Below are 19141 nucleotides of genomic sequence, written 5' to 3'. Positions count from 1 at the left end.
CGTCAAGCGAACCCCTGCGTGACCTTGCGCACTCGCAGGGCTTCATCCTGCGAGCGCGGCATCGGGGGTGCATTTCTTTTGGTTACTTTTCTTTGGGCACACAAAGAAAAGTGACCCGCTCGCCGCAGGCGAGTGGAAGCCTTTGCTTTCGGAAGAGCAAAAAGCAAGAAACTGGATTACACGTGGCTCCTGCCGCGTGCCCTACGGGCCATTCGCTGCGCGAATGTTCGCTCCGGCATCCTGCCTGCGCAGTCCGGCTTCCGCAGGAATGATGAGCAGAATGCGTTACTCGGACGCAGCGCGCGACTGGATTCCGCGATAGATGAGATACGGCTCGGCGTTGCCGTTGATGACGGCGTCGTCGACGACCACCTTGCTCACGTGTTCGAGCGAGGGCAGCTCGTACATGGTTTCGAGCAGGACTTGTTCGAGGATCGTGCGCAGGCCGCGCGCGCCGGTCTTGCGCTTGAGCGCCTTGCGCGCGACGGCGAGCAGAGCGTCGTTGCGGAATTCAAGTTCGGCGCCTTCGATTTCGAACATGCGCTTGAACTGTTTGATGATCGCGTTTTTCGGTTCGGTGAGGATTTTCACCAGGGCCGATTCGTCGAGTTCCTCAAGCGTTGCGACTACGGGCAGGCGGCCGACGAATTCGGGAATCAGGCCGAACTTGACCAGATCCTCAGGCTCGACGTCGGCGAGCACCTTGCCGACGTTCGTGTGCCGGGTCTTGCTGCGGATTTCCGCGACGAAGCCAATTCCGGTCGACTCCGAACGCTGCTGGATGATTTTTTCCAGGCCCGCGAATGCGCCGCCGCAGATGAAAAGTATATTTTTGGTGTCAACCTGCAGGAATTCCTGCTGCGGGTGCTTGCGCCCGCCCTGCGGCGGCACCGAGGCGATCGTGCCCTCGATCAGCTTGAGCAACGCCTGCTGCACGCCTTCGCCGGACACGTCGCGCGTGATCGACGGGTTTTCGCTCTTGCGCGAAATCTTGTCGATTTCGTCGATGTAGACGATGCCGGTCTGCGCCTTCTCGACGTCATAGTCGCACTTCTGCAGCAACTTCTGGATGATGTTCTCGACGTCTTCGCCCACGTAACCGGCTTCGGTCAACGTGGTCGCGTCGGCGATCGTGAACGGCACATTGAGCAGACGCGCCAGCGTTTCCGCGAGCAGCGTCTTGCCCGAGCCGGTCGGACCGATCAAGAGGATATTGGACTTCGCCAGTTCGACTTCGTCGTTGCGCTGGCGCGCTTCGAGGCGCTTGTAGTGGTTGTAGACCGCGACGGCGAGGGTTTTCTTCGCGCGCGTCTGCCCGATCACGTACTGATCGAGCACATCCATGATCTCCTTCGGCTTGGGCAGATGGCTGCGTGCGCCAGCGGCCTTTTCCTCGAGTTCCTCGCGGATGATGTCGTTGCACAGCTCGACGCATTCGTCGCAAATGAACACGCTGGGGCCAGCGATCAGTTTGCGCACCTCGTGCTGACTTTTACCGCAGAACGAGCAGTACAGAATCTTGTTACTGTCGCCAGAGCGGCTCTGCCGGTCGTCACTCATGCCGAACCCCGGTTCCTTTACCAATATATGTCACGTTGAAGAATAACACGCGTCGCACGCGAATGCAGCGGCATGGCTGCTGTTCACCGCCATGCCGATTCGGGGTTGCGCATGCTGCCTGAGCGGCACTACGAGTGCCGACGTTGCAAAGGATCGGCGCGTGGGTCAGCCTGTTTTCACCGACTCGGTCGGGCGCTTTTCGAGCACCGAATCGACCAGACCGTAGGCCTGTGCCTCGGCGGCGCTCATGAAATTGTCGCGATCGGCATCGCGCTCAACCTGTTCGATCGGCTTGCCGGTGTGGCGTGCGAGGATTTCGTTCAGGCGCGACTTGATCGTGAGGATTTCCTTGGCGTGGATAGCGATATCCGAGGCCTGGCCCTGGAACCCGCCGAGCGGCTGGTGGATCATCACACGCGTGTTCGGCAGCGCGTAGCGCTTGCCGTTGGCGCCGGCCGCCAGCAGCAGCGAACCCATGCTTGCGGCCTGACCGACGCAAATCGTGCTCACGTCGGGCTTGATGAACTGCATCGTGTCGTAGATCGCCATGCCGGCGGTGACCGAGCCGCCAGGCGAGTTGATATAGATGTTGATGTCCTTGTCCGGGTTCTCCGATTCGAGGAACAGCAACTGCGCGACGATCACGTTGGCCATGTAGTCGTCGATCGGACCGACCATGAACACGACGCGTTCCTTGAGCAGGCGCGAATAGATATCGTAGGCGCGCTCGCCGCGCGAGGTCTGCTCGACCACCATCGGAACAAGGTTGAGATTGCGAATCGGTTCGATGCTGGAATTCATGTTTCGTTCTCCACAGAAAAGTGCCGTGATTCTTATGCCGGCCGCATCGCCTCGCTGAAACTCAGGGTTTGCTCGCTCACCTTGGCGTGCTCGGCAATCCAGTCCGCGACCTGATCTTCCATCACGCGGTTTTGCAGTCCGCCCATGAGTTGGGGATCGCGCTGGTAAAGTTCAACCACGCGCTCGGGCTCTTCGTACGTCGACGCGAACGAAGCCAGCGTTTCGGCGACGCGGCGGTTGTCCAGACGGATGTCGTTCTGCCGCGCAAGCTCGCCCACCAGCACACCGGCGGCGACGCGGCGACGCGCCATGTCCGCGAATGCCTCGACGCCCGGCGCGACCTGGCCCTGCTCGCGCGCCTGTTCCTGCGCCTGTTGCAGCAGTCCCTGCGCTTCGCGATCGACCATGCTCTGCGGCAGATCGAGTCCCGGATGCGCATCCACCAGTTTCCTGACGACTTCAGTCTTCAAGCGCGCCGACAGCATGCCCTTCAATTCGCGTTCAAGATTGGCACGCACATCGGTGCGGAATTTTTCGACGCCGCCTTCGTTGATGCCGAATGCGCCGATAAACGCCTCATCGACTTCGGGCAAGCGCGATTCCTGCACGCGGATGATCTTCGCCTCGACATGCGCCTGGCGGGCGGCAAGTTCAGCGACGCGGAAATCGGCCGGAAAAGTCAGATCGGTCGAAATCTGCGCACCGGCCGCATGCGCGTTCAGTGCGTCTTCCAGCGCGGACGCCATCGCGCCCGAGCCCAGAATCGTGCCGACGCGATCCACGCCCTCGGCCGGATGGCGGAAGGCTCCACTGGCATCGGAACCCTGCGCCGAATACTCGAACAGCACCATGTCGCCTACCTGGGCCGCGCGCTCGATCGGCGACCACTCACGCCGTTGCTGGCGCAGGGTCTCGACCATCGCATCGACGTCCGCATCGGCCACTGTGGCGACGGGCCGGTTGATCGCAAGCTGGCTGACGTCAACTGCGCCGATTTCCGGCAGCACGTCGAATTTGGCCGTGTACTCGATCTGGCCGTCGCTCGGCTGGCCGGTGGTGTCGATTTCCGGCGCCATCGCCGGACGCAGGTTCTCCTTCCCCACCGCTTCGGCGAAACTGTTGCGGATCAGCTCGGAAATGGCCTCGCCGCGCACCTGCGTACCGAAGCGCTGCTCAATGACCTTGGCGGGGATCTTGCCGGGACGAAAGCCCTTCAGGCGCACACTGCGGCCCACCTCGGCCAGGCGCGACTTGACCTGCGTTTCGTATTGCTCGGCGGGGATGCGCACGGTGAGCTTGCGTCCGAGTTTGCCCAGGTTTTCGATGGAGACTTGCATAGTTGGCACCTAAATTCTGAATTCGAAAATCGTTCCTGTCGCCTGGAACGACAAATGCTGAAGGTCGTAAAAGATAATACGCGCGATCGCCTTGCGATCGCATTTGCATCAGTGGTGCGAAAGGAGAGACTCGAACTCTCACGGGTTGCCCCGCTGGAACCTAAATCCAGTGCGTCTACCAATTCCGCCACATTCGCGTACGTTCCATTGTAGTACCGCGATCACGCCCATCATGACACCCTTTGCCCACTTGGCGAGGGCTTGGGGGCAGGCATCCGCGCCGAGCAATTCGCGTCAAATGGCCATGATCGCCTATTCGCATCGGAGGAAGTGGTGGGCCGTGTAGGAGTCGAACCTACGACCAAGAGATTAAGAGTCTCCTGCTCTACCAACTGAGCTAACGGCCCCGCATCAATCAAATACCGCTGTCGCGTGTAACGCGACGATCACTCCCCCTCTCCCGCCTGCGGGAGAGGGTTAGGGGTGAGGGGAAACTTTATATCGCCCCTGCATAGTAATAGTAATGGGGTGGATGATGGGACTCGAACCCACGACAACCGGAATCACAATCCGGGACTCTAACCAGCTGAGCTACACCCACCAAATAGCCGACAATTGTAGCGCAACTCTGCGCCAGGATTACAGCCCCCGCATCCAAATCGATTGGCGCGCCCGACAGGACTCGAACCTGCAACTTCCGGCTTAGAAGGCCGGTGCTCTATCCGGTTGAGCTACGGGCGCAGCGATTCGAGTTCAGTATACGAATGCTGTGGGGCATCCGTCGTGGTCGGGGTAGAGGGATTCGAACTCTCGACATCCAGCTCCCAAAGCTGGCGCTCTACCAGGCTGAGCTATACCCCGGCGCATGGCGTGTGAAGCCGGCGGCATGGTAAGTGCGCTAGGCGGTTGAGTCAATGCGAAATTCCGCTCGTCGATCGCGGTACGCGCTGACTCCCTCGTCAATGACACAAGTCGACGCGCTGCGTTACGATGCGCATTCCCTTTTCAGGCGCAGGTCGATGAGTCTTGCAGGTAAAAAAATTGCGGTGACGGGTGCATTCGGCAGTCTCGGCATGGCCGTCGTCGAAGCCGCGCTCGCGGCGGGCGCCTCGGTGGCGGCGATCGACCGCGCGCCGAGCCCGCATCCATCGACCGCGGCCGCATTTGCCAAGGCGCAATTGTTTGGCGATGTCGACTTGAGCGCCGACGGAATCGCCGAAAAAACCTTTGCGCTGGCCGCCGAAAAGCTGGGTGGGCTCGACGCCCTGATCAATGTCGCCGGTGCGTTTCGCTGGGAAACACTTGAAAAGGGATCGCTCGAAACCTGGGATCTGCTCTACAACGTCAATCTGCGTTCCGCGGTCGCGGCAAGCAAGGCTGCCCTGCCCGCGCTGTTGCGCTCGGGCAACGCGCGCATCGTCAATATCGGCGCGGCTGCCGCGCACAAGGCGAGCAGCGGCATGGGCGCGTACACCGCGTCGAAGGCTGGTGTATTCCGCTTTACCGAAGCCCTCGCCGACGAGCTCAAGGATCGCGGCGTGACGGTGAACGCGATCCTGCCGACCACGATCGACACGCCGGCCAATCGCAAGGACATGCCGGACGCCGATTTTTCGCGCTGGGTGAAGCCCGCGGAAATCGCCGACGTCATTCTGTTTCTGCTATCCGATCGCGCACGCGCGATCACCGGCGCGCTGATTCCGGTCGCGGGCCGCGTTTGATCTATCGCGACGCGCGGCATCGACGCCTCTTTACGACGATCGGCGCGATGCACGCTTCAACTGACTACACATCCAGGAAATATCATGAGCTCGCATATCTCCAACGTTCGTCCTAAGCCCGACAAAGTGCTGGTCGATATCGTCGACTACGTGACCAAGTACACGATCAAGTCCGCGCTCGCCTACGAGACCGCGCGCAACTGCCTGATCGATACCTTGGGTTGTGGACTCGAAGCGCTCGAATATCCGGCATGCACCAAGCTGCTCGGACCGATCGTGCCGGGCACGGTGGTGCCGAATGGCGCGAAAGTGCCGGGAACGCAATTCCAGCTCGATCCGGTGCAGGCCGCGTTCAATATCGGCGCGATGATCCGCTGGCTCGATTTCAACGACACCTGGCTTGCGGCCGAATGGGGCCATCCATCGGACAATCTCGGCGGCATCCTCGCTGTCGCCGATTGGCTGTCGCGCAATTCGCTCGCCTCGGGCAAGAAACCGCTGACGATGAAAGACGTGCTGACAGCGATGATCAAGGCGCACGAAATCCAGGGCTGCATCGCGCTGGAGAATTCGTTCAACAAGGTCGGCCTCGACCATGTCGTGCTGGTCAAGGTCGCCTCGACTGCGGTGGTTGCGGAAATGCTTGGCCTTACGCGCGATGAAATCATCAACGCGGTGTCGCTGGCCTGGGTCGACGGTCAATCATTGCGCACCTACCGGCACGCGCCGAACGCCGGTTCGCGCAAGTCCTGGGCCGCTGGCGACGCGACCTCGCGCGCAGTGCGCCTTGCGCTGATCGCCAAGACCGGCGAGATGGGTTATCCGTCCGTGTTGAGCGCCAAGACCTGGGGCTTCTACGACGTGCTATTCAAGGGAAAACCCTTTGAATTTCAATGTAAGTACAGCAGTTATGTAATGGAAAATGTATTGTTCAAGATTTCCTTCCCGGCCGAGTTCCACTCGCAGACAGCCGTAGAGGCAGCGATGACGCTGCACGGCGAGCTGGTCAAGCTTGGCAAGACAGCCGCGGACATCAAGAAAGTCACCATCCGCACGCATGAGGCGTGCATCCGCATCATCGACAAACAGGGGCCGCTGAACAACCCCGCCGATCGCGACCACTGCATCCAGTACATGGTCGCCGTGCCGCTGATCTTTGGCAGGCTAACCGCAGGCGACTACGAGGACTCACTGGCACTCGATCCCGTCTGGGGCAAACGCATCGATACGCTGCGCGCGAACATCAACTGCGTCGAGGACAAACAATTTACCAGGGATTATCACGACACCGAGAAACGCAGCATCGCAAATGCGCTGACCGTCGAGTTCAACGATGGCAAGAAGCTCAAGGAGATCGTCGTCGAATATCCGATCGGCCACAAGCGCCGGCGCAAGGATGGCATTCCGCTGCTGGAAGCGAAGTTCCGCACCAACCTCGCGCGGCGCTTTCCAGTGAAACAGCAGAAGGCCGTTCTCGATGTTTCGCTCGATCAGAAAAAACTTGAGGCGATGCCGGTCAACGAATATGTCGATCTCTATGTGATCTAAATTTGCCCTTCCGTCATTCCGACGAAAGCCGGAATCCAGCGACTTGATCTTTAAGACTGCCGAAAAAAAGAAAGACACTGGATTCCGGCTTGACCAGCTTTGCTGTTGAAAAGCGCCTCGCCGGAATGACGAGCAAATCAGCCCAGCCGCCCTGTTCCAATCCGGAGTCCCCATGTCCACCACCACACTCCCACCCGGCATCGCAGTCAAGGCCGAACTGCATCCGCGCTTCGACGAAATCCTCACGCCCCAAGCGCTTGCCTTCGTCGCCAAACTGCACCGCGCGTTCGAGCCGCGCCGCCAGGAATTGCTCAAGGCGCGCATCGCACGTCAGGCGCGCATCGATGCGGGCCAGATGCCGGATTTCCTCGCTGAAACCAAACATGTCCGCGACGGCAACTGGAAGATCGCGTCGCTGCCGAAGGCGCTCGAGTGCCGCCGCGTCGAGATTACCGGCCCGGTCGAACGCAAGATGATCATCAACGCGTTCAACTCGGGCGCGGATTCGTACATGGCCGACTTCGAGGACTCCAACAGCCCGAACTGGTTCAACCAGATCCAGGGTCAGGTCAACCTCAAGGAAGCGATCCGCGGCGAGATCAGCCATACCAACGAAGCCGGCAAGGTATACAAACTCGCCGACAAAATCGCGACGTTGCAGATCCGCCCGCGCGGCTGGCATCTCGACGAGAAACATGTCGCCGTCGATGGCCAGCGCGTCTCCGGCGGCATCTTCGATTTCGCGCTGGTGTTTTTCCACAACGCGAAAGAGCAGATCGCGCGCGGCTTCGGCCCGTTCTACTACCTGCCCAAGCTCGAAAGCCATCTTGAGGCGCGATTGTGGAACGATATTTTCGTGCTCGCGCAGAACGAGCTCGGCATCCCGCAAGGCACGATCAAGGCGACGGTATTGCTCGAAACCATCCTCGCCTCGTTCGAGATGGAGGAAATCCTCTACGAACTGCGCGAACACTCGGCCGGCCTCAACGCCGGGCGCTGGGACTACATCTTCAGCGCGATCAAGAAGTTCAAGAACAAGCCTGGCTTCTGCCTCGCCAACCGCGGTGCGATCACCATGGAAGTGCCATTCATGCGCTCGTATGCGCTCGCGCTGGTGCAGGCCTGCCACAAGCGCGGCGCGCCCGCGATCGGCGGCATGGCCGCGCTGATTCCAATCAAGAACGATGCAGTAGCAAACGAAAAAGCGCTGGCCGGCGTGCGCCACGACAAGCAGCGCGACGCCAACGACGGCTTCGACGGCGGCTGGATCGCGCATCCGGGACTCGTTTCGATCGCAATGGAGGAATTCGTCAAGGTACTTGGCGACAAGCCGAATCAGTGGGGCAAACAGCGCGATGAAACCGTCAAAGCCGCCGATTTCCTCAACTTCGTGCCGGAAGCGCCGATCACCGAAGTCGGCGTGCGCAACAACATCAATGTCGGCATCCACTATCTTGGCAGTTGGCTCGCGGGCAACGGCTGCGTGCCGATTCACAATCTGATGGAGGACGCTGCGACTGCCGAGATTTCGCGCTCGCAGGTGTGGCAATGGGTGGTCAGCCCGAAGGGTATGCTCGACGACGGGCGCAAGGTCGATGCCGCGCTCGTGCGCGCACTGATTCCGCAGGAACTCGCCAAGGTGAAAACCGCCGTCATCGCGCAGAACGAAGCGGTCGCGACTTACGAGCAGGCGGCGAAAATCTTCGAGGAGATGTCGCTGGCGAAGGCGTTCCCCGAGTTCCTCACCCTGCCCCTGTACGAAGCGATGGCATGAAAAAAGCCGACGAAAAACTCGTCGGCTTTTTTTATTGGCGCGCCCGGAGAGATTCGAACTCCCGACCACCAAGTTCGTAGCCTGGTACTCTATCCAGCTGAGCTACGGGCGCAGTGAACTGATAATTATCCGTGTAGAGCCAACCCACGTCAACTCAGGCCCGCAAAGGTTACTCAGCCGCAGTCTGCACGGTGGGTGGGCGAATATCCGCTCTGCAGCACGATCCGCTACTCTGCCTGCATGACCCAGGCGAGCTTTTTCTGGCACGACTACGAAACCTTTGGCACCGATCCGCGCCGCGACCGCCCCGCGCAGTTCGCCGGCCAGCGCACGACGCTAGAGCTTGAGCCGATCGGCGAACCGCTTTCGGTTTTCTGCAAACCCGCGCGCGACGTGCTGCCACAGCCGGCAGCCTGCCTGATCACCGGCATTACGCCGCAATTCGCGGAACGCGAAGGCGTGATCGAAGCTGAGTTTGCCGCGCGCGCCCAAGAGGAACTGGCTCAACCCGGCACTTGCGGCGTGGGTTACAACTCACTGCGTTTCGACGATGAATTCACGCGCAACCTGTTTTATCGCAATTTCTTCGACCCCTACGAGCGCGAATGGAAAGACGGCAATTCGCGTTGGGACCTGATCGACCTTGCACGCATGTGCTATGCGCTGCGCCCGCAAGGCATCCAATGGGCTGGCACTTTTGCGGAAGTCCCTTTCCGCGAGAATCAAAAAGCGCCCATCCATGGGCGCACTTCTCAATTTATCCCTTCGTTCAAACTTGTCGATTTAGCCGCGGCAAATCACCTCACCCACGACAAGGCGCACGACGCGCTGTCCGATGTGCATGCAACGATGGCGCTTGCGCGCCTGCTGCGCGTGCGTCAACCGCGGCTGTTCGAGTTCTATTTCGCGTTGCGGCGCAAGCAACGCGCATTCGAAATGCTCGACTATGTGCATCGCAAGCCGGTGCTGCACGTGTCCTCGCGTTATCCAGCCGAGCGCGGTTGTCTGGCGATGATCGTACCGCTCGCCGCGCACCCAACCCAGCCGAACGGCGTGATCGTCTGCGATCTGGATGTCGACCCGACGCCTCTGCTCGAGCTCGACGCCGACGAAATCGCCGACCGCGTCTTCACCCCGCGCGCGGACTTGCCCGAGGACATCGAGCGCATTCCGCTGAAAACCGTGCACGCGAACAAATCGCCCGCGCTTGCGCCACTTTCCGCATTGAACGGCGTCGACACTGCGCGCATCGGCCTCGACGTCGAGCGCTGTCAGACGCATTTACGGCTGTTGCAGAATGCCGAGGATCTGCCGGAGAAACTGCGCCGGGTGTTCTCGACTCCACGCGACGAGCGCACGGCAGTTGATCCCGAACTCGCGCTTTACGCGGGTTTTCCCGCCGACGCCGACAAGCGCCTGCTGCGTGAGGTACGCAGAACAGCGCCGGACGAACTCGCCACGCGCCGGTTCGCTTTCAAGGATCCGCGTTATGCCGAGTTGTTGTTCCGCTATCGCGCGCGCAATTGGCCGCAGACATTGACGGCCGAGGAAGCCGTGCGCTGGAACGACTTCTGCCGCGAGCGCCTGAATCGGACAAACGACGCCAGCGCGCTGACCTTGCCGGACTACTTCGATCTGATCACGCAACTACGCGCACAACCGCAGACGACGACGGCGCAATTGGCGATCCTCGATCAGCTCGAACTCTGGGGTCGTGAAATTCTCTAAACTATGCTGGCGCCGATTAAGAGAAACGCGCCACCCCATCTGGACCACGCATGCCCGCATCGACCTACTTCACCCCTGCCAGTTTCCGCCTGCTGCGCGAATTTGCGCGCAACAACAACCGCGAATGGTTCGCCGCGAACAAGACCCGCTACGAAGAAAATCTGCGCGATCCGTTTCTACGCCTGATCGGCGACCTCGCGGCGCCGTTGTCCAAGATCAGCCCGCATTTCCGCGCCGATCCACGCGCGCAGGGTGGATCGATGTTCCGCATCTATCGCGACACGCGTTTTTCCAACGACAAGACGCCCTACAAAACATGGCTCGGTGCGCGCCTGTTTCACGAGCGTTCGCGCCAGGTACCGGCACCCACGTTCTATATGCATATCCAACCCGGCAGCAATTTCATTGGCGGCGGCCTGTGGCATCCGGAATCGCCGACGCTCAAGCGCGTGCGCGATTTTCTGGTCGACAATCCGGCCGCATGGAAGAAGGCCACGCAAAGCAAACGTTTTCGCGACAATTTCGAGATCGGCGGCGATACGCTGACGCGGCCGCCACGCGGCTACCCGGCCGATCACGACCTGATCGAGGATATCAAGCGCAAGGACTTCGCGGCCTGGCGCGAGTGCAGCGACAGCCAAGCCTGCTCGTCCGAATTGCGCGATATCGTGATCGACGGCTGCAAGGGCGTCGCGCCGATGCTGGACTATCTGTGCGCCGCGCTGGACCTCGAATTCTGATGGCCCGAATCAATCATCCGGCGCTGCGCTATATCGCCGTATACAAATTCCTGAAAGCGCTCAGCTTGCTGCTGCTTGCGACGGTCGCGTTCGGCTTCGTGCATACGCCGTGGCTCGAACATGCGGCACGCTGGGTGGAAGAGCTGCCGATCCGCAGCGGTCATGCCTTCGTGATGCACTGGATGGACCAATTGCTGGGCTTGAGTCCACGGAAATTCCAGCTCATCGGTATCGGCGCCTGTATTTACGCGGCGCTGTTCGCGGTCGAGGGCTGGGGCCTGTGGCGCGGCAAACGCTGGGCCGAATATCTGACCGTGTTCGCCACCGCCTCGCTGATTCCGTTCGAGGTCTGGGAAATCTTCCATCATCTCACCTGGCTCAACATCGCTGCCCTTACGGTCAATATGGCGATCGTGATCTATCTCTGGCGCATCGCCCGCCGAGGCTGATCGATCCAGTACGGGTCAGGCTTCCACAAACGGAAACGCCAGGACGTCGCCAATATCGTCCGTACCGAGCATTGCCATCAGCAGGCGTTCGATGCCGAGCGCGACACCGGCACAACCACGTAGCCCCTGTGCGAGCACCTTGAGCAGATTTTCGTCGAGCGCCACTTCGGCGAGGCCACGCTCGCGCCGGCGTGCATTGTCGCGCTCGAAACGCGCGCGCTGCTCGGCCGCATCGGTCAGTTCGTGGTAACCATTCGCCAGCTCCTGGGTGCCGAGAAACAATTCGAAGCGCTCGGCAACCGGCACGGCGTCATCGCGAATTTGCGCCAGCGCGCACTGCGTCGCCGGATAGTCGTAAATCAGGGTGATTCGATCGGCGGGAAATTCCGGCTGGATGCGATGCGTCAGCAGCAAGTCGAGCCAGTCGTCGCGACCCAGACCCTTGCCATCTGCACGCACGTTGCCCAGCGCCGCACGCAAGCTGCCTTCGCTCGCGCTGACTGGATCGATGCCGACCGCCGAGATGAACAAGGAGCGATACGCATATTTCTCCACTACGGGAACGCGTCCGACCAGGGCCAGCGCAGCGCGCACCAACTCCACCACCTCGTCCATCAGCCGTCGGTGATTCCAGCCGACGTGATACCACTCAAGCATCGTGAACTCGGGATTGTGCCGACGGCCTGCTTCGCCATTGCGAAACACGCGCCCTAATTCATAGTTGTCGCCGATACCGGCTGCGAGCAAGCGCTTCTGCGCAAATTCCGACGAGGTGCGCAGATAGCGCTGCGGCGCACCGGCATCGACATGGCCCGAGAAATGCGCAACGAAACTTTCGATATTCAGATCGGTGTTGCCCGCCGCCGACAGAATCGGCGTCTCGACTTCGAGCACGTTGCGCTCGGCAAAGAATTGCCGGATCAGCGCGTAAAGCTGCGCACGCAAGCGCATCGCGGCGAAGCGCGGATCAGCTACCTTGTCCACGTAGAAATTCCATAAGTCGGGCCTCGTCCCATACGTCGACGCCGAGTTCCTGCGCCTTGTCGAGCTTCGAGCCAGCCTCGGAGCCGGCGACGACGAAACTGGTTTTCTTCGAAACGCTGCCGGCAACCTTGGCACCAAGCGCTTCGAGCTTGGCCTTCGCCTCGTCGCGAGTCAATGCGACAAGTGTGCCGGTCAGTACGACCGTTTGGCCATCCAGCGGGCCGGCGGCTTGGCTGGCGGCTCCCGGTATTGCGGCGGGCAATTGCGTCGCGGCGCGAGCGCAACGCGCGAGCAGTTTGCGGTTTTCCGCTTGCGCCAAATAGTGCTGCAGCGATTCCTGTGTATCCACCGGTAAACCGATCGCCACAAGAACAGTCGCCTTGGCCGCAAGCAAGGCGTCGAATGAATCGATCGCTGTCGCGATCTGTAGCGCGCGCTTGCCCGTGACCTTGGGAATTTCAACTTCGGCAAGGAGGCTGGCGAAATCGAGCTTGGCGCGCAGCTTCGGCGCAGGCGCGTGCGTATCGGTTATCGCGATGCCGCGCGCGAGCAGATCGTCGATCACGCGCTGGTTGCCATCCTGGGAGAAGAACGCGTCGATCGCGCGAGCGACTTCGCCGCCAATGTCCGGCACCAGCTTGAGGATCGGCCACGGCAGATGGCGGATGATGTCGATTTCGCCGAACCACAGTGCCAGCGCCTTGGCCGTGCTTTCCCCCACGTGCTGGATGCCAAGCGAATACAGGAAGCGCGTCAGCGTTGTGCGACGGCTGTGCTCGATCGCTTCGATCAGATTCTCCGCCCACTTGGTCGCAACTTTGCCGGCCTTGACCGTCTCGGGCGTCGTACCATCGCGCTCGTCTGCGCGACGTTTCATCTCGAGCAGATCGGCCAGCGACAATTTATACAAATCGGCAATCGAATGCAGATAACCCAGGTCGCACAGGTCCTCGATATAGCGCTCGCCGAGCCCGTCGATATCCATGGCCCGGCGCGCGGCGAAATGAAAGATCGCCTGCACGCGCTGCGCGGCGCAGGTCAGACCGCCGGTGCAGCGCGCGACGACCTCGCCTTCCTCGCGCACGATCGCCGAGCCGCAGATCGGACAATGCGCGGGCATCTGCCACGGCGCGGCACCGCGCGGCTGTTCGGCGACCACGCGCACCACTTCGGGAATCACGTCGCCCGCACGGCGCACGATCACCGTGTCGCCGACACGCACGTCGAGCCGCGCCACCTGGTCGGCGTTGTGCAAGGTCGCGTTGGTCACGGTGACGCCGCCGACGAATACCGGCTTCAGGCGCGCCGTCGGCGTCGCCGCGCCGGTGCGTCCGATATTGATGTCGATCGCCTCGACCGTGGTGGTCTGCTCCTGCGCCGGAAACTTGTGCGCGATCGCCCAGCGCGGCGTGCGGCCGACGAAACCAAGTTCGCGTTGCGTGGCGAGGTCGTCGAGCTTGTAGACGACGCCGTCGATATCGAACGGCAATATGTCGCGCTGGGCGCCGATTCGCTTGTAGTAGTCGAGACAGCCTTCCACTCCATCCGCGGTGCCGACGAGATCGCTCACCGGCAGGCCCCATTCACGCAGCTTTCGCAAGGTTTGCGAGTGCGTGGCCGGCAGGCTTCCACCTTCGACCACACCGACCGCATAGGCAAAAAAGGCCAGCGGCCGTTTTGCCGTGATGCGTGCATCGAGCTGGCGCAGCGAGCCGGCCGCTGCGTTGCGCGGATTGATCAGCAGTTTGATCTTGCCGTCCGAGGCGCGCGCAGCCGCGTTGTATTTCTCGAAGCCCGCGCGCGGCATATACACTTCGCCGCGCACTTCGATCACCGCCGGCGCCTTGCCATGCAGACGCAAGGGTATACTTTTTATCGTGCGCAGATTCGGTGTCACGTCCTCGCCGGTTTCGCCGTCGCCGCGCGTCGCTCCGCGCACGAACACGCCATTCTCGTAGCGCAGGCTGATTGCGAGGCCGTCGAACTTCGGTTCAACCGAGAATGTCAGCGGGCCGCCCTGATCCGATATGTCCTGATCGAGGCGGTCGCGAATCCGCCGCATGAACTCGGCGACCTCCTCCTCGCTGAATGCATTCGCCAACGACAGCATCGGCACTTCATGGCGCACCTCGGCGAATGCGCTCGATGGGTGCGCGCCGACGCGCTGGGTCGGCGAATCGGAAGTGACCAGCTCGGGATGGGTGGCTTCGAGCGTTTCGAGCTCACGCATCAGCGCGTCGTACTCCGCATCCACAATCGTCGGCTCGTCGAGCACGTGATAGCGATGGCTGGCCTCGTGCAGTTGCGCACGCAACTCGGCCGCGCGTTCGCTCACTCGGCTGGAAGAGTTCTCGCTCATATGCGAAGTTTAGCCGCAAGTCGCCCGCTTTGATCTTGCATCTTCGATACGCATGGCCGATGCTTGCGCAAACGAACAAGGGAGGAAAAATCATGGCGAAATCGAGCTGGAAAGCGTTTCCGCACCCGGACAAGGCCTATGACTATGCGGGCGACAAGCTGGCCAAGGCCTGGGCGAAACTGCATGCGGGCGATCAGGAACCCTACCCCGACGAAAAACATGTCGGCAAGCTGCTCAAGGGCAATCCGAAACTCGGCAAGGACGCGGGCAAACTGGCCGAAACGCTGCAGGACGCATGGCGCGCATTCCATCGTGGCGATTTTCACGAAGCCTACGAATCCGGCATCGCCCTGAAGGCGCTCGGCGCCTCGGTCGCGATCAAGGCCGGCGGCATTCACGCCACGTACCTGGTCGCCGACGACAAGGAGAAAACTGCGCGCTACGAAGCGCTGGCGAAACTCGCCGACGAGGCGATCGCAGCCCTGCCGAACGAAGCGAACTCGCACTATCGCCGCGCATTTGCTCTGGGCCGCTATAGTCAGACGATTTCGATCACCAAGGCGCTCGCGCAAGGTATCGGCGGCAAGGTGAAAGACGCGCTCGACACGACGCTGAAGCTTGCGCCCAAGCATGCCGAGGCGCGCACCGCGCTCGGCGTGTATCACGCGGAAATCGTCGGCAAGGTCGGCGGCATGCTCGCCAAGCTCACCTATGGCGCCAGCGCAGGCGAAGCCGAGAAGCAATTGAAGGAAGCGCAGAAACTCACCCCGGATTCACCGATCGCCTGGGTCGAGTACGGCAACGCGCTGTTGCTGCTGTACGGCGAAAAACGTGAAGACGATGTGGCCGCCGCGTATGCGAAAGCGGCCAAACTCAAACCACACGACGCGATGGAAGCGCTGGATGGGGCGTGGGCGAAGGAACAGATTGAGTAGCCATCTGCCAAAGACCTTGATGGACGAAATCGAAATGGCTGCCCAACACACCGAAAAGCACAGCGACAAGCTAGCCGTTCTGATCGACGCAGACAATGCACCTGCGTCGATCGCAACCGAACTGCTTACCGAAATCTCACGCTACGGCACTGCGAGTGTGAGGCGCGCATACGGCGACTGGACGACGCCGAATCTCAAGAGCTGGAAGGACGTGCTGCACAAGCTCGCGATTCAGCCGATGCAGCAGTTTAGTTACACCGTCGGCAAGAATTCGACCGATTCGGCGCTGATCATCGATGCGATGGACGTGCTGCATTCAGGGGGGCTTGACGGCTTCTGTCTCGTCTCGTCGGACAGCGACTTTACACGACTCGCCCAGCGCATTCGCGAAAGCGGCCTCAAGGTGTACGGGTTCGGCGAGAAGAAAACACCGCAACCGTTCATCGCAGCATGCGACAAATTCGTTTTCATTGAGATACTGAGAACCCAACAGACACCCGCGGCGGAAGGCGAGCCGGCGCACGAAAAACTGCAGCCGATGATGCGCGCTGCCGTGGATGCCAACGCGCGTGATAACGGCTGGTCCGCACTCAGCTCGGTTGGTTCATTTCTGGTCAAAAATGACCCCTCTTTCGACCCACGCAACTACGGATACCAAAAACTAAGCGAACTGGTGCGCAAGCAGAGCTATCTCGAAGTGAAGGAAGTTCCTGCCACCGATGGCTCGGCGAATGTCCACGTCTATGTGCGCTACAAAACAAAAATAAAATCGTAGGTCACACAAGCCGATGACTATTGCGCGGGTGGCAAGCTCCACGCCGGTGACGGAAGACTCGCGAAGGCCTGCTTCAGGCCATCGTTCCAGCGCAGGCAGAGATCGCGGAAATACTCATCGGATTCGTCGATGCGATGCTGCTGGTTCGCATTCAGGCAATTGACCGAATAGACCAGCAGATCGATCGGCATGCCGACCGATCAGTGGAACAACACGACCCGGCAACTCGTGTACGCCAACCAACAAATCGTGTCTCGTCAAGCGTGTGATAATCGCCGGCGCTGGACCACCCTGCTCAAGCCCACGCGGCAGCGCCCATTCCTGCAACCTCGCCATCCGTTTCGCCCGCTCCTGATGCACCCGCGCTCGACGCCGGTGCCAAGCGCATGCTGCTCTGGCTGATCGCGTTTGCGTTTTTCATGCAGATGCTGGACTCGACCATCGTCAACACGGCGACGCCGAGCATCGCGATCGCGCTCGGCGTCGCGCCGCTGAGTCTGAAAACCGCGCTGATCAGCTACACACTGAGCCTGGCCGTGTTCATCCCGATCAGTTCCTGGCTCGCCGATCGCTATGGCACGCGCCGCATATTCTGGATAGCGATCGCGATCTTCACCCTCGGCTCACTCGCCTGCGGGCTCGCGCCGAACCTGTGGCTGCTGGTCGTCGCGCGTATCGTGCAGGGCTTCGGCGGCGCGATGATGATGCCGGTCGGCCGCCTTGCCCTGGTGCGCAGTTTTCCGAAATCCGAATTCGTCGGCGCGATGGCGTTCGCCACGATTCCGGGATTGATCGGCCCCGCCGTCGGCCCACTGCTCGGCGGATTGTTCGCGACCTACGTTTCCTGGCGCATGATCTTTTTTGTCAACCTGCCGTTCGGCCTGGCCGGTCTGTGGCTTACGCGCCGGCACATGCCGGATTATCGTGGGCCGGCCGGCGTGCCGCTGGACCTTGCCGGCTTCGTGCTGTTCGGCCTCGGTGTCGGCGGCGTGTCGTGGGCGCTGGAAAACGTGATCGACGCGGAATATGTGAAGGCGACCGGTGTCCTGCTGGTCGCGGCGATCCTGCTCGCGATCTATACGCGACGCAGCCTGCATATCCCCCATCCGATCGTCGATCTCCACCTGCTGCGCGTGCCGAGTTTCCGCATCGGCGTCAACGGCAGCTTCAGCACAAGGCTCGGCGTCGGCGGCATGTATTTTCTGCTGACCCTGCTGTATCAGGTCGGCTTCGGCTACTCGCCCGTGATGGCCGGCCTGCTGCAGATGCCGCAGGCGCTGGCGATGCTGCTGACGCGTTTCTTCGTCGCCACCATCATCAACCATCTGGGTTACCGGCGCGTGCTGATCGTCAACACCGCGCTCGCCGGGCTGATGATCCTGTCGTTCGCTACGCTCAGCGCAGCCACGCCGATCTGGCTGATCTGCGTCCAGGTATTCGCCTTCGGCAGCGTGATGTCGATCCAGTACTCGGCGATCAATGCGCTCGGCTTCGTCGATCTCACGCCCGCGCAGGCGAGCATGGGATCGAGCATGACCAGCACCGCGCAGAATCTGTCGATCAGTTTCGGTATCGCGTTCGGCTCGCTGCTCATGGCGCTGCTCCTGCCCGGCGGCCCGGCGCAAGGCAGCAATTACGTCACCGCGTTTCACGCCACCGTGATCGTGCTCGGCCTGGTCACCGTCTTTTCATCGCTGGTCTTTCTGCGCCTGCCACGCAGCGCGGCGAGGTAGATTCATCGCCGCACGCTGAATGCGCTGCCGCCGATATCGTGCAATACGCGCCTGCAGCGCGTGTGAAAGTCTAGAGTGTTACAACTGCGGCTTTGCCTTTGAGCCCTCTCCCCTTGCGGGAGAGGGGTTGGGGAGAGGGGGCGCCCGCGAAAGCGGGTGCCTTCGGCGCCATCCCCTCTCCCGGCACGCTGCGCGTGCCGACCTCCCCCGCAAATGGGGGAGGAGAAAAACAGGTCGCGCCATATGTAAGCGCTTGAGTCAAAAATGCTCTAGGCCGACATGCCGCGTATCGTCCAGAAATCGTCCGCAAGTGAAGCATTCGTGAGGTAGGCGTAGGGGATGTAGAAATATCCCTTCGCACCGACCTTCGCACCCCAGGAATTGCGGAACGTGAAGCATTGCGTCGTATCGTCATAGCCGACAGCGAGCACCGCGTGGCCGCCGACGACGGATTCGTTCGCGCCGGGCAGCGGCAAGGTCGTGGTCGGATTGGCGTACCACTTGTCGTAGACGGTGAAACCGAACACGAACGGATAGCCCTCGGCTATGCAGCCTTTCATCTGCGAAAGGTCCTGTAGCACGCGCTGATAACTGGCGGCTGTATACTTTTTCGCATCGCTGTAACATGGCGCCGGCGGCTTCTGCCCCGCGGGCGCGTTGGCGGGAAACGGCGCGTTCTCGTTGGGCGGCGCGATAT

The 19141-nt window shown here is 61.2% G+C and carries 16 protein-coding genes and 6 tRNA genes; 9 read left to right on the top strand and 13 right to left on the bottom strand.

Annotated elements, in window-relative coordinates:
* Window positions 1-285: 285 nt before the first annotated feature.
* The 8 genes from clpX to VIE67_RS10495 form a co-directional block, all read right to left on the bottom strand.
* Complete coding sequence (gene clpX, locus VIE67_RS10530; protein ID WP_332025951.1) at window positions 286-1560, bottom strand: ATP-dependent Clp protease ATP-binding subunit ClpX; 1275 nt, start codon at window positions 1558-1560, stop codon at window positions 286-288.
* A 165-nt stretch (window positions 1561-1725) separates the two neighbouring features.
* A complete protein-coding gene (gene clpP, locus VIE67_RS10525) occupies window positions 1726-2361 on the bottom strand; it encodes an ATP-dependent Clp endopeptidase proteolytic subunit ClpP (protein ID WP_332025949.1) in 636 nt (211 codons plus the stop codon).
* A 32-nt stretch (window positions 2362-2393) separates the two neighbouring features.
* Window positions 2394-3698, bottom strand: coding sequence for a trigger factor (gene tig / locus VIE67_RS10520; protein WP_332025947.1), 1305 nt, complete (start codon window positions 3696-3698; stop codon window positions 2394-2396).
* A 112-nt stretch (window positions 3699-3810) separates the two neighbouring features.
* Window positions 3811-3895, bottom strand: a tRNA-Leu gene (locus VIE67_RS10515).
* Between the two features lie 134 nt (window positions 3896-4029).
* Window positions 4030-4105 (bottom strand) — tRNA-Lys (locus VIE67_RS10510).
* Window positions 4106-4222: 117 nt separating this feature from the next.
* Window positions 4223-4299, bottom strand: a tRNA-His gene (locus tag VIE67_RS10505).
* A 63-nt stretch (window positions 4300-4362) separates the two neighbouring features.
* Window positions 4363-4439 (bottom strand) — tRNA-Arg (locus tag VIE67_RS10500).
* 43 nt (window positions 4440-4482) lie between these two features.
* Window positions 4483-4559: transfer RNA gene (locus VIE67_RS10495), tRNA-Pro, on the bottom strand.
* 158 nt (window positions 4560-4717) lie between these two features.
* Between VIE67_RS10495 and VIE67_RS10490 the strand changes: the two genes are divergently transcribed.
* From VIE67_RS10490 to aceB, 3 genes are all read left to right on the top strand, one after another.
* Window positions 4718-5419, top strand: a complete 702-nt coding sequence (locus VIE67_RS10490; RefSeq protein ID WP_332025945.1) for an SDR family oxidoreductase — start codon at window positions 4718-4720, stop codon at window positions 5417-5419.
* Window positions 5420-5503: 84 nt separating this feature from the next.
* Window positions 5504-6967, top strand: a complete 1464-nt coding sequence (locus VIE67_RS10485; RefSeq protein ID WP_332025943.1) for a bifunctional 2-methylcitrate dehydratase/aconitate hydratase — start codon at window positions 5504-5506, stop codon at window positions 6965-6967.
* 172 nt (window positions 6968-7139) lie between these two features.
* Window positions 7140-8741, top strand: a complete 1602-nt coding sequence (gene aceB / locus VIE67_RS10480; protein ID WP_332025941.1) for a malate synthase A — start codon at window positions 7140-7142, stop codon at window positions 8739-8741.
* 35 nt (window positions 8742-8776) lie between these two features.
* Here aceB and VIE67_RS10475 read toward each other — a convergent pair.
* Window positions 8777-8853: transfer RNA gene (locus VIE67_RS10475), tRNA-Arg, on the bottom strand.
* A 128-nt stretch (window positions 8854-8981) separates the two neighbouring features.
* Here VIE67_RS10475 and sbcB point away from each other — a divergent pair.
* The 3 genes from sbcB to VIE67_RS10460 are packed head-to-tail and all read left to right on the top strand — an operon-like array spanning window position 8982 to window position 11658.
* On the top strand, window positions 8982-10469 hold the full coding sequence (sbcB, locus tag VIE67_RS10470; protein ID WP_332025940.1) for an exodeoxyribonuclease I: 1488 nt from the start codon (window positions 8982-8984) through the stop codon (window positions 10467-10469).
* A gap of 50 nt (window positions 10470-10519) precedes the next feature.
* Window positions 10520-11209, top strand: coding sequence for a DUF2461 domain-containing protein (locus VIE67_RS10465; protein WP_332025938.1), 690 nt, complete (start codon window positions 10520-10522; stop codon window positions 11207-11209).
* A complete protein-coding gene (locus tag VIE67_RS10460; RefSeq protein WP_332025936.1) occupies window positions 11209-11658 on the top strand; it encodes a DUF2127 domain-containing protein in 450 nt (149 codons plus the stop codon). Before VIE67_RS10465 ends, VIE67_RS10460 begins: the two co-directional genes overlap by 1 nt.
* Window positions 11659-11673: 15 nt before the next feature.
* On the opposite strand, the gene epmA is transcribed toward VIE67_RS10460, so the two are convergent.
* Window positions 11674-12609, bottom strand: coding sequence for an EF-P lysine aminoacylase EpmA (epmA, locus tag VIE67_RS10455; RefSeq protein WP_332025953.1), 936 nt, complete (start codon window positions 12607-12609; stop codon window positions 11674-11676).
* A 16-nt stretch (window positions 12610-12625) separates the two neighbouring features.
* The gene (gene ligA, locus VIE67_RS10450; RefSeq protein WP_332025934.1) at window positions 12626-15001 is read right to left on the bottom strand and encodes an NAD-dependent DNA ligase LigA; all 2376 of its coding nucleotides are present in this window, start codon (window positions 14999-15001) and stop codon (window positions 12626-12628) included.
* Window positions 15002-15093: 92 nt separating this feature from the next.
* On the opposite strand from ligA, the gene VIE67_RS10445 reads away from it, so the two are divergent.
* Window positions 15094-15936 (top strand): tetratricopeptide repeat protein, encoded by an 843-nt coding sequence (locus VIE67_RS10445; protein WP_332025932.1) that lies wholly within the window; start codon window positions 15094-15096, stop codon window positions 15934-15936.
* Window positions 15937-15955: 19 nt separating this feature from the next.
* Window positions 15956-16711, top strand: coding sequence for an NYN domain-containing protein (locus tag VIE67_RS10440; RefSeq protein WP_332025930.1), 756 nt, complete (start codon window positions 15956-15958; stop codon window positions 16709-16711).
* 17 nt (window positions 16712-16728) lie between these two features.
* On the opposite strand, the gene VIE67_RS10435 is transcribed toward VIE67_RS10440, so the two are convergent.
* Window positions 16729-16902: a hypothetical protein gene (locus VIE67_RS10435; protein WP_332025928.1), complete on the bottom strand. Its 174-nt coding sequence runs from the start codon at window positions 16900-16902 to the stop codon at window positions 16729-16731.
* Window positions 16903-17097: 195 nt separating this feature from the next.
* Here VIE67_RS10435 and VIE67_RS10430 point away from each other — a divergent pair, with 195 nt between their 5' ends.
* Complete coding sequence (locus VIE67_RS10430; protein ID WP_332025926.1) at window positions 17098-18444, top strand: MFS transporter; 1347 nt, start codon at window positions 17098-17100, stop codon at window positions 18442-18444.
* A 269-nt stretch (window positions 18445-18713) separates the two neighbouring features.
* On the opposite strand, the gene VIE67_RS10425 is transcribed toward VIE67_RS10430, so the two are convergent.
* A partial coding sequence (locus VIE67_RS10425) for a C1 family peptidase (protein ID WP_332025924.1) occupies window positions 18714-19141 on the bottom strand: 428 nt, incomplete at its 5' end.

Source organism: Rudaea sp., from assembly GCF_036560865.1.
Taxonomy (GTDB): domain Bacteria; phylum Pseudomonadota; class Gammaproteobacteria; order Xanthomonadales; family Rhodanobacteraceae; genus Rudaea.
Note: the sequence above shows the minus strand (reverse complement) of the source record. Positions and strands in the feature narration are given on the sequence as shown.

Coding starts and splice junctions, on each gene's coding strand:
- tig (WP_332025947.1), bottom strand. CDS start 3,698: ATGCAAGTCTCCATCGAAAACCTGGGCAAACTCGGACGCAAGCTCACC.
- VIE67_RS10490 (WP_332025945.1), top strand. CDS start 4,718: ATGAGTCTTGCAGGTAAAAAAATTGCGGTGACGGGTGCATTCGGCAGT.
- VIE67_RS10460 (WP_332025936.1), top strand. CDS start 11,209: ATGGCCCGAATCAATCATCCGGCGCTGCGCTATATCGCCGTATACAAA.
- clpP (WP_332025949.1), bottom strand. CDS start 2,361: ATGAATTCCAGCATCGAACCGATTCGCAATCTCAACCTTGTTCCGATG.
- clpX (WP_332025951.1), bottom strand. CDS start 1,560: ATGAGTGACGACCGGCAGAGCCGCTCTGGCGACAGTAACAAGATTCTG.
- sbcB (WP_332025940.1), top strand. CDS start 8,982: ATGACCCAGGCGAGCTTTTTCTGGCACGACTACGAAACCTTTGGCACC.
- VIE67_RS10435 (WP_332025928.1), bottom strand. CDS start 16,902: ATGCCGATCGATCTGCTGGTCTATTCGGTCAATTGCCTGAATGCGAAC.
- VIE67_RS10465 (WP_332025938.1), top strand. CDS start 10,520: ATGCCCGCATCGACCTACTTCACCCCTGCCAGTTTCCGCCTGCTGCGC.
- VIE67_RS10485 (WP_332025943.1), top strand. CDS start 5,504: ATGAGCTCGCATATCTCCAACGTTCGTCCTAAGCCCGACAAAGTGCTG.
- VIE67_RS10440 (WP_332025930.1), top strand. CDS start 15,956: ATGGACGAAATCGAAATGGCTGCCCAACACACCGAAAAGCACAGCGAC.
- aceB (WP_332025941.1), top strand. CDS start 7,140: ATGTCCACCACCACACTCCCACCCGGCATCGCAGTCAAGGCCGAACTG.
- VIE67_RS10445 (WP_332025932.1), top strand. CDS start 15,094: ATGGCGAAATCGAGCTGGAAAGCGTTTCCGCACCCGGACAAGGCCTAT.
- ligA (WP_332025934.1), bottom strand. CDS start 15,001: ATGAGCGAGAACTCTTCCAGCCGAGTGAGCGAACGCGCGGCCGAGTTG.
- epmA (WP_332025953.1), bottom strand. CDS start 12,609: ATGCGCTTGCGTGCGCAGCTTTACGCGCTGATCCGGCAATTCTTTGCC.
- VIE67_RS10430 (WP_332025926.1), top strand. CDS start 17,098: ATGCTGCTCTGGCTGATCGCGTTTGCGTTTTTCATGCAGATGCTGGAC.